The 13396-nt window shown below is 66.6% G+C and carries 14 protein-coding genes; 1 reads left to right on the forward strand and 13 read right to left on the reverse strand.

Annotated features, from left to right (window positions below; translation table 11 throughout):
- Window positions 1-1164 (reverse strand): mandelate racemase/muconate lactonizing enzyme family protein, encoded by a 1164-nt coding sequence (locus tag ACN0RJ_RS12280; RefSeq protein ID WP_417720164.1) that lies wholly within the window; start codon window positions 1162-1164, stop codon window positions 1-3.
- 116 nt (window positions 1165-1280) lie between these two features.
- Window positions 1281-2183, reverse strand: a complete 903-nt coding sequence (locus tag ACN0RJ_RS12285) for a LysR family transcriptional regulator (protein ID WP_417724443.1) — start codon at window positions 2181-2183, stop codon at window positions 1281-1283.
- A 190-nt stretch (window positions 2184-2373) separates the two neighbouring features.
- Here ACN0RJ_RS12285 and ACN0RJ_RS12290 point away from each other — a divergent pair, with 190 nt between their 5' ends.
- Window positions 2374-3057, forward strand: coding sequence for a GntR family transcriptional regulator (locus tag ACN0RJ_RS12290; RefSeq protein WP_417724444.1), 684 nt, complete (start codon window positions 2374-2376; stop codon window positions 3055-3057).
- A gap of 13 nt (window positions 3058-3070) precedes the next feature.
- Here ACN0RJ_RS12290 and ACN0RJ_RS12295 read toward each other — a convergent pair whose 3' ends face one another.
- From ACN0RJ_RS12295 to ACN0RJ_RS12345, 11 genes are all read right to left on the reverse strand, one after another.
- Entirely contained in the window at window positions 3071-3523 is a 453-nt protein-coding gene (locus ACN0RJ_RS12295; protein WP_417724445.1) for a hypothetical protein, read from the reverse strand.
- An 84-nt stretch (window positions 3524-3607) separates the two neighbouring features.
- Window positions 3608-4666 (reverse strand): ABC transporter substrate-binding protein, encoded by a 1059-nt coding sequence (locus tag ACN0RJ_RS12300; RefSeq protein WP_417724446.1) that lies wholly within the window; start codon window positions 4664-4666, stop codon window positions 3608-3610.
- 67 nt (window positions 4667-4733) lie between these two features.
- The gene (locus ACN0RJ_RS12305; RefSeq protein ID WP_417724447.1) at window positions 4734-5597 is read right to left on the reverse strand and encodes an ABC transporter permease; all 864 of its coding nucleotides are present in this window, start codon (window positions 5595-5597) and stop codon (window positions 4734-4736) included.
- A 9-nt stretch (window positions 5598-5606) separates the two neighbouring features.
- Window positions 5607-6371: an ABC transporter ATP-binding protein gene (locus ACN0RJ_RS12310; RefSeq protein ID WP_417720170.1), complete on the reverse strand. Its 765-nt coding sequence runs from the start codon at window positions 6369-6371 to the stop codon at window positions 5607-5609.
- Window positions 6372-6603: 232 nt separating this feature from the next.
- The gene (locus ACN0RJ_RS12315; protein ID WP_417724448.1) at window positions 6604-8313 is read right to left on the reverse strand and encodes a Dyp-type peroxidase; all 1710 of its coding nucleotides are present in this window, start codon (window positions 8311-8313) and stop codon (window positions 6604-6606) included.
- 12 nt (window positions 8314-8325) lie between these two features.
- Window positions 8326-9339: a hypothetical protein gene (locus tag ACN0RJ_RS12320; RefSeq protein WP_417724449.1), complete on the reverse strand. Its 1014-nt coding sequence runs from the start codon at window positions 9337-9339 to the stop codon at window positions 8326-8328.
- Window position 9340: 1 nt separating this feature from the next.
- Complete coding sequence (locus tag ACN0RJ_RS12325; protein WP_417724450.1) at window positions 9341-10012, reverse strand: hypothetical protein; 672 nt, start codon at window positions 10010-10012, stop codon at window positions 9341-9343.
- Between the two features lie 347 nt (window positions 10013-10359).
- Window positions 10360-11931: a GMC family oxidoreductase gene (locus ACN0RJ_RS12330; protein WP_417720174.1), complete on the reverse strand. Its 1572-nt coding sequence runs from the start codon at window positions 11929-11931 to the stop codon at window positions 10360-10362.
- 21 nt (window positions 11932-11952) lie between these two features.
- Window positions 11953-12471: a Twin-arginine translocation pathway signal gene (locus tag ACN0RJ_RS12335; protein ID WP_417724451.1), complete on the reverse strand. Its 519-nt coding sequence runs from the start codon at window positions 12469-12471 to the stop codon at window positions 11953-11955.
- Between the two features lie 56 nt (window positions 12472-12527).
- A complete protein-coding gene (locus tag ACN0RJ_RS12340) occupies window positions 12528-12923 on the reverse strand; it encodes a VOC family protein (protein WP_417720176.1) in 396 nt (131 codons plus the stop codon).
- A gap of 106 nt (window positions 12924-13029) precedes the next feature.
- Entirely contained in the window at window positions 13030-13335 is a 306-nt protein-coding gene (locus ACN0RJ_RS12345; RefSeq protein ID WP_417720177.1) for a ribbon-helix-helix domain-containing protein, read from the reverse strand.
- Between the last annotated feature and the right edge of the window lie 61 nt (window positions 13336-13396).

Genomic DNA, 13396 nt, shown 5'->3' on the forward strand with positions numbered 1-13396 from the left:
TCACTCCGCCAGGTCGCGCATCACCCTGATGAGATCCGCCTTGCCCTCGAACCCGATGCCCGGCAGCTCCGGCATGACGATATGGCCGTCCTCGACACGCACGCCGTCCGGAAAGCCGCCATAGGGCTGGAACAGGTCGGGATAGCTTTCGTTCCCGCCAAGTCCGAGACCGGCAGCGATGTTCAGCGACATCTGGTGCCCGCCATGCGGAATGCAGCGTGTGGGCGACCAGCCGAGCTGTTCCAGAACGTCGAGCGTACGCAGGTATTCGACAAGCCCGTAGGACAGCGCGCAATCGAACTGCAGCCAGTCCCGGTCGGGGCGCATGCCGCCGTGGCGGATCAGGTTCCGCGCGTCCTGATGCGAGAACAGGTTCTCGCCCGTCGCCATGGGGCCGGGATAGAATTCGGACATCGCCGCCTGAAGCTGGTAGTCCAGCGGGTCGCCGATCTCTTCGTACCAGAACAGCGGATAGGCGCGCAGCATCTTGGCATAGGCGATGGCGGTTTCCAGATCGAACCGGCCGTTGGCATCCACGGCAAGCTGCGCCTCGTCGCCGATTTCGGCCAGCACCGCCTCGATCCGCCGGCGGTCCTCGTCGAGCGATGCGCCCCCGATCTTCATCTTGACGACAGTGTAGCCCCGGTCGAGATAGCCGCGCATCTCCCTGCGCAGGGCGGTATCGTCCTTGCCGGGATAGTAATAGCCACCCGCCGCATAGACGAAGACGCGCGGATCGGCCTCGACCCCCTTGCGTTCGGCCAGCAGGCGGAACAGCGGCTTGCCCTCGATCTTGGCGATGGCATCCCAGACCGCCATGTCGATGGTGCCGACGGCGACCGATCGCTCGCCATGGCCGCCGGGCTTTTCGTTCTGCATCATCGCGGCCCAGATCCGGTGTCCGTCGAGATTGGTGCCCTCGTCGTTCATCAGCGAAGCCGGGTCGGCCTCGAGAATGCGGTCGCGGAAGCGTTCGCGGATCAGCCCGCCCTGGCCGTAGCGACCGTTGGAGTTGAACCCGTAGCCCACCACGCGCCGCCCGTCGCGCACCACGTCGGTGACGACGGCGACAAGGCTCGCCGTCATCTTGCTGAAGTCGATATAGGCGTTGCGGATGGGCGAGGAGATCGGCTTCGTGACCTCGCAGATGTCGATGATGCGCATGGGCTGTCTTCCTTTGTCGCGGGCACCGGAGTCCGGCGTTCGGCGGGACCCTAGCGGGCGCATCCCCCCGCAGGCCAATGCCGATTGCGCGTCAATTCATCCCCTTTCGGCATCAATCAGACGGCAGAGCCCCTGACGACCTTCTGCCAGAACGCCTCGCAATGGGCGGACAGCCGGGAGCGGGGGCGATAGATCACCACCTGCACGGACACATGGTGCGATGCATCCCCGGCAGGGACGAGACGGCCGCGGTCGAGGTCCCGTTCCGCGAGGCTGCCGGGCAGGTAGGCGATGCCCTGCCCCTCCTTCGCCATCTCGAGATTGGTCGCCGCAAGGACCGAACTCATGACCTGGCGCAGGTCGGGGCGGCCATGCAGCGCCCAATGCGCTTCGAGGATCGCGTGCAGTCCGGAGGCGGCGCCGTAACCGATGTAGGGGGCCGGGCCGTCATCGGTGGCCAGCCTCCAGCGCGGGCGCCCCGCCGCGTCGGGCGCGGAGACCGGCACGAGCCGGTCGCTCCCGATCACGTGGTGGCGGAACTGCCGTTCGGACAGGTCCTGCGGAGTGTCGGGCCCGCGATGGCTTATGAAAAAGCTCGCCTCGCCCCGCTGCACCAGATCGACACATTGCCGATGCGTGTCCGACACCATGTTGAGCGTCCCGACCTCGGCCGGGCCGGCGACATGCATGAGCCAGCGCGGCACGAAGGTGTAGGACAGCGCATGCGTGGCGGCGAGGTTGAGGCTCCGCTGGGTCCGCCCCGCGGCCTCCAGCGCCTCGCGCTGCGCATCCGCGAAGGCCCGCGCGATCGCGGCGGCGCGCGGCTGGAAGGCCTTCCCGGCGGGGGTCAGGGCAACCTGCCGCGTCGTGCGCAGGACAAGCGGGGTGCGCATCGCGTCCTCCAGCGCGCGGATGCGGCGGCTGAAGGCCGGCTGCGTCATGTTGCGCTTTTCCGCCGCGCGGGAAAAGTTCAGCTCGCGCGCCAGTTCCAGAAAATCCTCGAGCAGCGCCAGATCCATTCCCGCCTCCGCATTCATGCATAGGACGTATGAAATTCCGGCACAAGACCGCCGGGGACTGCGGCACCCTGCACGGGGCCTGCGGACAGAACCGGGGTCCTGCACGGACGGCGGGCAGGACGCGTGATCCGCCCCCCGCGGGGAGAAGCGGAATGGACAACCGACTGCCTTGCCGATAGATTCCGATTGCATGCAACGCGAGGAAACGGCCCTGAACGTCGTCAAGAGAAAGCCCACCTCGACCGAGCGCATCCGCGTCACCCTCGCCGATGAAATCGTGCGCGGCATGATCGGGCCGGGCGTGGTGCTGGACGAAACCTCGCTTGCGCAGAGGTTCGAAGTGTCCCGGACGCCGGTACGCGAGGCGATCCGCCAGCTCGAGGCCATCGGCTTTGTCGAAGCGCGGCCGCATCGCGGGGCGGTCGTGCCGAATTTCACCCCGGAGCGGGTGAACGAGATGTTCTACGTCATGGCCGAACTCGAAAGCCTCTGTGCCCGCCTTGCGGCCGAGAACATGCCCGCCGACAAATCGGGTCAGCTCACCGCCGCGCACGAGACCTGCCGCGCGCGGGCCGAGGCCGAGGACGTGGCCGGCTATTACGAGGCCAATGCCGCCTTTCACGAGCTGATCTACAGTCTGGGCGACAACGATTTCCTGGCCGACGTGACGCGCGGCGTGCGCAACCGGCTGCAGCCCTTCCGCCGCGCGCAGTTCGGCTCTTCGGGGCGGATTCACCAGTCGATCGAGGAACATGCCGCCATCGTCGAGGCGATCCTCGCGCGGGATGCGGACGGCGCCGCGCGGCTGGCGCGCGACCACATCCGCGTCGTGCGCACCTCGGTCGGTTCCGTGGCTCCGGCGCTGCGCAGCTGATCCCCGGCGCGCGCTACGCCCGGTCGGCGGCGGGTACGCCGGAGACCTCGGCGATCCAGGCGCGCCAGCCTCCGAAGGCGGTGATGTCGCGCGCATCGCGGGTGCCGATCTCTTCGCAGAGAAAGCCCTTGGCCTGCGTACCGTCGGACAGGCTCAGCGTACCGATGCCGAGCGGGGCGGGAATGCGGCTGACGAACAGGCCGAAGGCGGCGGCGGGAAGCGCCCAGATCTCGACCTCGATCGCCGCGCCGGACTCAGGTCCGACGCGCAACAGCCCCGGCTTGCGCGGCGTCGTGCCCGGCAGTTCGAACAACCGGTAGAGCGGTGCGGTCCGCGCGGCGCGGATCAGATGCCCGCCCGGCGTGGTGAGTTCGTGGTTGAGCGGCATCCCGGTGATATGGGCGCCGACGACGGCAAGCGGGATCATCCCCGGGTCGGCGGAGGCGGTCGAAGTCTGTTCGGTCATGTCAATCCAGTACCTGGGCCGGGCGTCCGCGCCGGTCGCATCGGGAAACGGGCCCGCCCGCCGGGCAGGCCCGAAGCGCATCGTTCAGGGCTTTTCGATGTCGAGACCGTCCCAGGCCTCGAGCACGATGTCGTCGACCAGCATCGCGCCGAGGTCCACGGGACCGGCCAGCGCCTTCTGCTCGCCTTCGCCGAGCTGGAGGTAGGACATGTAGGTCTCCCACCCGGCCGGCAGGAAGGTGCCGTGGTTCTCGACGCTGTCGGGCGCGGTGTAATAGGTCTGTACCAGCGCCCAGAACGGCTCTGCCACCGGGTTGTCGCCGAGGCTCGCCGCCGCGTACTTGGTCTTGAGCAGCGCGAAGGTCCCGTCGGGATCGGTCATCCCGCGGGCCCAGCCCTTGAGGGTGGCGCGGGTGAACTTCACCAGAAGCTCGGGATCGGATTCATAGGTCTCGGCGCGCACCGACAGCGCGTCGCCGGGAAAGCTGGCGATGGCTTCGGGCGTGATCGAGCGGGTCTCGATCCCCTGCGCCGGGATCAGGAGAAGGTCCCGCTTGGCCCCGGCATAGGCCTGGATGCGGTCCTGTTCGAACGAGCGGATCGTGGTCGGGTCGCCCTCGCCCGCGATCACCAGCTTGACGTCGGCACCTTCGGCCAGCCCGCTGTCGACGATGGAGGCGCGCACCATCGGCACCTCGCCCCCGGCAAGATCGGAGACGCCGATGGTCTTGCCCTTCATGTCGGCCACGGTCTGCACCGGGCTGTCGACGGGCACGACGATGTCGAAGGTGTCGGGGTAGTAGACCTGCATGATCGCCTTGAGCGGAAAGCCCCGCTGCACCGCCTGCATGGTCGCCGCGGCCGAGAAGATGCCCCATTCGACATTGCCCGCCGCAAGCTGGCGCGCGGCGTCGGAGGACCCCTTGGAATAGTTCAGCGTCACGTCCAGGCCTTCGTCGGTGTAATAGCCCATCTCCTGCGCCACGAAGATCGGGAACATCTGCGCGGTCGGGCCGCCCTGCGCCGTGACGCCGTCGAACTTGATCAGGTCATCGGCCAGCGCCGCGCTGCCGCCGGCGGCGCAGGCCCCGCCGAGGACGGCAGCCCTGATGAGCCCGCTGAATCCGGGTGATAGAAAAGTCATGTCGCTCTCCACTGTTGGTTCGGTTTCTTGCAGTCGGGTAATGTCGGGTCGGGCCCGTGTGCCGCGATCAGAGCGAGGTCCAGAACACCACGCGGTTCTCGAGCCATTCGATCAGCTGGTAGACGATCAGCGTGAACAGCGAGAGCAGGATGATGAGGAAGAACACCGCCGGAATGTCGAGCTGGAAGTTCATCGCGTAGATCAGGTAGCCGATCCCGGCCGAGGCGCCGACGAATTCGCCCACGATCACGCCGAGGACGGCCAGCGTCCAGCACAGCTTGACCCCAGCCATCATGATCGGGGCGGCATTGGGCAACAGCAGGTGGCGGAAGGTCTGCCAGCGGTTCGCGGTCAGCGAGCGCATGAGCTTGATCGCGTTGGGATCGACCGAGGACAGCCCGGTCAGCGTGTTCAGGAACATCGGGAAAAAGCACATCACCACCGATATGGCAATCTTGGATTCCATGTCGAAGCCGAACCAGGTGATGAAGATCGGCGCCAGCACGATCTTGGGCGGGGCCTGCAGAGCCACGAGATAGGGATAGAGCGTCGCCCGCACCGGCGCGAACATCGCCACCAGGATGCTGAGGATCGCGCCCGCCGCCATGCCGATGACGAACCCCCAGAAGATTTCCTGCAATGTCACCCAGACGTTGGGAAGGAAGTAATCCGCCGACATAACACGCCCCGATGCTTCGAGCGTCGCGATCGGGGTCGGAATGATGAGCGAATGGACAAAGCCGCCGTGGGTGGCGACGGCCCAGACCAGCAGGACGAAGACCCCGAAGCCGAGCGCGAGGAGGCGGTTGGTGATCAGCTCGCGCCGGGCACGGCGACGGTCGTCCTCGATGAAGCGGGTGATGGCGTCGCCCTGCCGTGCGCTGGTCTGCGCGGTGGTGCCGGGCACGCGGGTGGTATCGGTCATGGTCATCATCGGGCCTCAGTGATCCACGCCGAGCATCCGGCGGATTTCGAAGACGAGTTCGGAATAGCGCGGATCGCGCATGATCCCGGTCGTGCGGGGGCGCGGCAGGTCGATCTCGACGATGCCTTCCAGACGGCCCGGGCGGGGCGTCATCACGAAGACGCGGTCCGAGAGGAACACCGCCTCGCCGATGTTGTGGGTGACGAAGATCACCGTCTTGCGGGTCGCCTCCCAGATTCTCAGCAGTTCGAGGTTCATGGTCTCGCGGGTGAATTCGTCGAGCGCGCCGAAGGGCTCGTCCATCATCAGGATGCGCGGATCATGGGCGAGCAGCCGCGCCAGCCCGACGCGCTGCCGCATGCCGCCGGACAGCTCTCCGGGGTAGCGGTCGCCGAAACCGTTCAGCCCCACCATGTCGAGCAGTTCTTCGGTTCGCTGCTTTTGCCGGGCCTTGTCGAGCTTCAGGATCTGCCCCGGCAGGCGCACGTTCTCGCGGATGGTGCGCCACGGAAACAGGACCGAGGTCTGGAACATCATGCCGACGTCGGGGCGCGGGCTGTCCGCCGGTTTCCCCGCGATGTCGAGATGCCCGAGGCTCCTGTCCTCAAGCCCGCCGAGGATCGACAGCAGGGTCGATTTGCCGCAGCCCGACGGCCCGACGAGCGAGATGAACTCGCCCTCCTCGACACCGAAGCTCACATCGTCCAGCGCCACCAGCGGCCCGGTCGCGGTGGCGTAGACCTTGGAGATATTCGTTCCGCAGATGATTTCAGACGACATCGCACCTTCCTTCCACATGCATGCAATGTCGTATGCATGTGGAAGGAAGCGCAATTCTGCAGTGCCGCAACCGTGGTTCATCCGCAGCGAATACGGCAGTTGCTCAGCGCTTGGGCGGAGATGCGGGCGGTCTGCAAGTTATTCCGGCAGCGCGCCCATCGTCAGCCCGCTCCCGGGCGGGCCGCGCGCTTCGACTCGGCACCCCGCGCCGGACACGGTCGCGGCGGGCCGGTCAGGTCGGATCGACGATCCCCATCGCCAGCATCCGGAGCGCCATCAGCGAGGGGACAAAGAAATACTCCCCGCCCCGGCACTCCACGAAGGTCTTGAGCCGTGTCATCATGTAGGGCGGCTTGCCCGTCGCCGGGTCCGAGGGGATCATGTGCCGTCTGTGGTGATCGTGCCGCCCCAGCATCGGGCAGGTGTTGTTCCCTTGGTGGAAATCCAGCCCGTACTGGATCCACTGTTGCTGCACGAATTCGAACTGCCGGAACAGATCGACACCGAGGATCATCATGATGACCCCCTGTTCCGTCTCGTCACGGCCTTCGCCCGCCATCTGCGGACCGTAGGGCAGTCCGCGACGCAGGATGCGGCGGCGCTTGTTGAGCGCGTGGTTCGCCTCGGCATTGACGGGCTGGCGGCCGGTTTCCGGATCGACCCCGGCCGCGTTCGTCGGGTCGAGATAATCGCGCGTGTTGACCCGCCGCATGTGCGCTCCGGCAGGGCATTTGAACCCGGCCATGTCGTCGGCATACCGGAAATCCGATGCCGCCGGAGACCGGATATAGGCGAGGTTCCGGTTCCAGGCCTCGGCGTCCATCCGGATCTGTCCCGCCTCGTCGCGCCAGCCGCCCGCCTGTCCGAACGCGATCCAGGCCGAAAAGGTCGGCACCACGGCCAGCGGCACGCCGTCGGACCAGCGGCCGCAGATCTTGGCAAGGATCGTCTCCCGCGCCTCGACCTCGCCGACCTGCATGACCCGCGCGTAGGTCTCCGCCTCCTCCCCGACGACGTCGTGAAAGGTGCCGACATTCTCGTGCAGCTTGCGATAGGCCATGAAGGTGCCGTTCTGCATGAATTCCGGGGGCATGGCAGTGGGCGGCAATTCCTGGCTCTCGTCCGGATGACCGAGGATGAACTCGCCGGGTTCCAGCGGTTCCCAGCCGTCGCCCATGCGTTTGCCGCGCCCGATCACGGCGGTCCTTTCGGCTTCGGGCGGATACTGGCCCTTGAAGACCGGATCGCCGATGCCGTCGGTAAAGCCGAAATGTTCCCGCGCGGTGGGCAGGGCATGCCCGTCGAACCTGTCGAAGACCGCCGAGGCGGACTGATAGGGCTCCGCGCCGCTGAGGCCGTTCTCCTCGATCAGCACCAGTCCGTCGCCGGTCAGCGATCGGAGCCAGTCGGTACGCCGTTCGAGCTCCGGATGCGGCACGCGCAGCCGCGACAGGAACTCGGGCGTCCCGGAGGCGGCCTCGCCAAGGTCGGGCTGCGCGTTGAGCGTCACGAGGATGTGGACATCCCCGGCCCCGCCCAGTCCCGGCCTGCGGTTGGCGCGCCAGATCCGGTCCCACCCCCTGTCCCAGTCGGGGTCGTCGGCCTCGGTCCGGGTGGGATCGCGGTCCCCGAGCATCGCCGCACGCGCCCGCATCCCCGAGATGAAGACGTCCGGGAAGCCCTGAAGGGTGCGGTCCGGCACCTCCAGCCAGTAGAGGCCCATGAAGGTGAAGGCGATGTTGACCGTGCAGGCGGGCTTGTCCGCCTCTTCGGGCCAGCGCGCCGAGGTGGTGACCGCCTTGCGCACCGTGTCTACAAAGGCGCGGCCCGCCGCCGGGTCGCGAATCTGGAAGAAGAAATACCGCGCGAAGGGAAAGGAGAACCGGCCGTAGGCGCGGGTCACATTGCCCTGGATGTCATGCAGGTTCAGCGGATCGGTCATTGTGTTTGTTCCTCAGACACGGGCGCGGGGCTGCGGCGCATCCGAGGCGATGACCCCCGGCCGCTGCGTCGGGCCGTTCGGGTCGGCGGGCACGTTCCGGTCGAGAAAGGCGCCGAACCCCGCGGCCAGAGCGCCCGCGTCGCGGCCCTGATGCTCGGCCACGAAATCGGCAAAGGCCTGCTGGATGTAGAGCGCCTTGAGCACCGAAGGCAGGTCGTCATGCCGTGCCGGGGCGAGCGGCATTGCCCCGTTGCGCAGCGCGTGGCGCACCGCGAGGACAAAGGCGAGAAGCGTCACCAGAAACGCCGCAACGGCCAGCAGCAGGGTGTTCAGCCCGAACAGCGCCTCCAGCCCGAGGATGCGCAGCAAGAGCGCGCCGAGCGCGATGCCGCCGGGGATCAGGACGGCGAGGGCCAGCGCCCGGACCGGCAGGACGTGAAACTCCGGCGGAACAAGGTAGTAGTCGTGAAAGGGCATCGTCGTTTCGATGTGGCAGCGTTCGAGATAGGCGCCGAAGGCTTCGCCTGAGCTGACGCCCTCGAACCCGTGGCAATTGCCGAAGATCGCGGCGATCTCCTTGCCCATGGTGTCCCAGAGTGTCCGCGCATAGGCCATCCGCACCCTGCGCTGCGCGTCGGGGTCGAGGTCGTCCGGAAGCGGATCGCCCTCCCGGACCACGGCATCCACATCCGCCGTGAAGACGAGATACGCGGACCGCAGCCCGTCCACATGCTGCGGGGTGAGCGTGCCGACGTTCCGCAGCGCTCCGACCAGCGCATCCTGCCCGTTGCGTCCGTTGTAGACCACGTTGTCCAGCACGAACATCCGCGCGAAATGGGTGCGACGGTTGCGGGCAAAGGGGGCGGCATATTCGGTCTTCTCAGTCGCCGGCGTTTGATGCGCGGGCGGCAGCCGCGCCAGTTCGATGCGCAGCTTCTGCTTGAAGGAGACGTCGTTGCGCGGCCCGCCGCGTCGGATCGGGATGACATAGGTCAGGAACAGGTGCCCGGACTCCAGATCGGCCATCTCAGGCCCCTTTCCGGCGGGCGAATTGGGCCTGGGCCGCGGCGATATAGGCCAGTCGGTTCACGTCGGCACGTTCGGTGTCGAGGCTGGCAACCGGGCCGAACCCCGGATCGCCCAGGTCGTTCTGAACCCTGAGCAGCGCCTGCCCGTAGGCGCGGGCAAATGCGTCGGCACCGCCCGAACCGTGCACCCCGGCCAGTTCCAGCACTGCCTCCCGGACCCTGAGCGCGGCCTTGATGTCGCGCTGTGCCGAGCCGGGAGTGGCGTTGTAATAATAGTCGGTGCCGATCTGGTTGAAAGTGATGTAGTTCTTGAAGGCCGAGATCGGGATCGACTGCGGATACTTGGTCGCCGAATACCAGAACAGGTTCAGCCCGTCGGGAATGCCGTCCGAAAAGGCGTCGATATACTGGTCCCAAGTTCCGTTGAAATTGGAACAGAAGAGCATGTAGTCGTTGTCGAGTCGCTCCGGCCCCTGCCCGAGGTCGGGCCACTGGTCGCGCTTGATGATGACCCAGCGGGCGAAGTGGATCAGCGACAGGCCGAGCAATCCGGTCAGCTTTTCCGGCATCCCGCGCGCGGCCATGAAGAGCAGGCGATTTATCCAGGTCAGCCAGGGATGACTGGGGGTCACCACGTTCATGGCATAGGCTTTTCCGGCAACGTTCGACACGGGCGGTCCCTTGCGGCTGTGACAATGAGGGGGTCGTCGCAATGGGGTGGCGACAGGTGAATACACGCTATGAGTGTATATGACCGCATTAACTCATCTCAAGTCAAAGGAAATTTGACCGCCCGCACGTCCCATCGCCCCGCGCGGGCATTCCGCCCGAACGGCTGGCGATGGATCCGGCTGCCGGCTTCTGCGCATCGGCCGTCCTGATTGCTTCGGGGTACGGCCCCAACCTGCGCATGACCACGCGGGGGAGCCTGTCCTTGGCCCCTCAGCCCCCCGTCCTGCGGAATCGGATGGGCGCGCGCCGGAAGTCCGGCACGCGCCCTCGTTGCATCCCGCGCGGGTCAGATGTTTCCGCGCGACATCTCGTTGGCGATGTGATCCGCCTGCCGGATCGCCAGCGCGACGATGGTCAGGGTCGGGTTCTCGGCCCCGCCCGTGGTGAACTGCGACCCGTCCGAGATGAACAGGTTGGCAATGTCGTGGGTCTGTCCCCAGCGGTTCACCACGCCGTCGCGCGCGGATTCGGACATCCGGTTGGTGCCGAGGTTGTGCGTCGACGGATAGGGCGGCGTCGGGAAGGTCCGGGTCGCCCCCACCGCATCATAGACCGCCATGCCGCGTTCGTAGGCATGGGCCCGCATCGCCAGATCGTTGGGATGGTCGTCGAAATTGACATTGACGACCGGCAGGCCGTGCTGGTCCTTCACCTCGTGGTTCAGCGTGACGCGGTTGGTTTCCTGCGGCATGTCCTCGCCCACCAGCCACATGCCGGCCATGTTCTCGTAGGAATCCAGCGCCGAGGTGAACTCGCGACCCCAGCCGCCGGGATCGAGGAAGGCCGCCATGAACGGAATGCCCAGGGACAGCGTCTCCATCTCGTAGCCGCCGACGAAGCCGCGCGACGGATCGTGCCGCGCCTCGTCCTGGATGATGCCCGCCATGGTGGTGCCGCGCCACATGCGCACCGGCTTGTCGAAGGTCGCATAGACCGAGCCCGTCATGTGGCGCATGTAGTTGCGCCCGACCTGGCCCGAGCTGTTGGCCAGCCCGTCCGGGAACATCGACGAGGCCGAGTTGAGCAGCAGCCGCGGGCTTTCGAAGCTGTTGCCCGCCACGCAGACCAGCCGCGCCTTCTGCATCTGCAGCGCGCCGTCGGCGTCGAAATACTCGACCCCCGTCACCTTGCCGGCATCGTCGTGCAGGATGCGGGCGACATGGGCGCGTTCGCGAACCTCGAGGTTGCCGGTTTCTTCGCCCGCCGGGATGTCGGTGTAGGCCGAAGACCACTTTGCCCCCCACTTGCAGCCCTGGAAGCAGAAGCCGGTCTGCTGGCACATGGTGCGCTCGCCGTCCTCGTGGCTCATGATCGCCATGCGGCCGGTGTGCACCTCCTTGTAGCCGAGCGCCTTGGCACCCTTTTCGAAGACGAGGTAGTTGTTGTTGCCCGGAAGGCCGGGCCAGCCGTTGGTGCGGGTCACCCCGAGCTTCTTCTCGGCCTTGTCGTACCAGGGCGCCATCTCGGCGCCGTCGATCGGCCAGTCCAGAAGGTTCGCGCCCTGCACGTCGCCGTAGGTGGTCCTGCCCTTCCACTCGTGATCCTGGAACCGGATCGAGGCCCCGGCCCAGTGCGTCGTGGTGCCGCCGACCGCCTTGACGATCCACGCGGGCAACCCGCTGAAGTCGCGGGCCACGCGCCAGTCGCCCGAGGTGGTTCGGGGATCGGTCCAGGCAAGTTGCCCGAAACTTTCCCATTCGTCGTTGATGTAGTCCTCGGGCAGATACCGCCCGCCCGCTTCGAGCGCGACAACGCTCACGCCCTTCTGGGCCAGTTCGTTCGCAAGCACGCCGCCGCCTGCGCCGGTGCCGATGATGACGACGACGCTGTCGTCGGTCAGGTCAAAAGGTGCCGTCATGGTGCCAAACCTCCCGAGGCCTCAAAGCCAGTTGATGTCGTTGAAGCCGCGGTCGATGTAACCGCCCTTGGAGAAGCTTTCCCCCTCGTAGCCGAAGATCGGCCAGACCGCTTTCTGGTTGTAGAGTCCGGTGACGAGCCCGCCCCGGATCTGCTGGAAGAAGGCGCCGTCCTCCATCCCGCGCAGGATGTCGACGCGGTCGCGCTCCCAGCCGGTGGCAAGGTAGGAGGCATGACCCCTGCCCTGCGCCGCCGCATCCAGCGCGGCGATCCCGGCGGTGATGCCGGGCGCCGCCTCGGGCGTGTCGTAGCCCTTGACCGCGAGGACATAGTGTTCGTCGGGGATGCGGTCGTGCGGGTAGATGTCGCGCGCCATCTGCACGAGCGTCGCAAAGGCGCCCGGGTCGATATGGGCCGTCTCATAGGCCCATGCCGCGTCCGGCGCGGCGACGAACCCCGCCCCCGTGACAAAGGCCGCCCCCGCCGCGCTGGCGCGCGACAGAAGCTCCCTGCGGGTCAGACCGCGATTGGCTGTGGTCATTGTTGTCTCCTCCCTTCAAGACAGGCGGCGCCCTCCTCAAGACGCCGCGGAATGGATCACCCGAAGCGTCCCGACCGCTCCAGCACCTCGATCTGGTAGCCGTCCGGGTCCGCGACGAAGAAGAACCGGGCGACCACCTCGCCCGCCGGGGCAAAGGCCACCAGCTTGCGGGGGTTCAGACCTTCGGCCTCGAAACGCGCGTGCTCGGCATCGAGATCGCCGACCGAAACGGCGAAATGGCCGTAGCCGTCGCCGAGGTCGTAGGGCTCCGTCCGGTCCTTGTTCACCGTCAGTTCGAGTTCGAAGCCGGTCTCGGAATTGCTGAGATAGATCAGCGTGAACGTATCGAAATCCAGCCGGTCCGCGATCTCGAGCCCGAAAGCGCGGCGGTAGAAGTCGACGGACCGCGACTCGTCCAGAACGCGGATCATGCTGTGGATGGCTTTGGCCAAAGGGTTCTCCTGAATCGGTTCGGTTTTCTGACCAAATCAGGGTGCCGCGCTTTGGCGGGTCGCGGGTAGTAGGGGGCTACTACATGCGGTTTTTTGCGGCCGCGCGTTACTCGGCTGCGATCTTTCCCAGGCCCGCGTCTGCGGTGACGCCACCGGACTGACCGATGAAGACAAGGCAGGCCGTGCGCAGGAGCGAGGTGAAGTTCACCGGCTCGCCCCGGGTTTCCAGTACCTCGGAATGCAGCCGGGACAGAAAGGCCGGGGTCGACATCGCATCCGCCTCCGCGATCTGGTCGAGAATGTCCCAGAAGGCGTTTTCAAGACGAATGCTGGTGCTTTGCCCGTTCAGGCGCAGGCTGCGTGTGGTCGAGGTGTATCGGGCAGGATCCTGCCCGGCGAAGACTTGGCACATGTCGCGATCTCCTCCCATCGAGAGGGGAACAGGATAACGCAACCGATCCCCCGTCAACCTG

The organism is Salipiger sp. (assembly GCF_048261495.1).
Taxonomy (GTDB): domain Bacteria; phylum Pseudomonadota; class Alphaproteobacteria; order Rhodobacterales; family Rhodobacteraceae; genus Salipiger.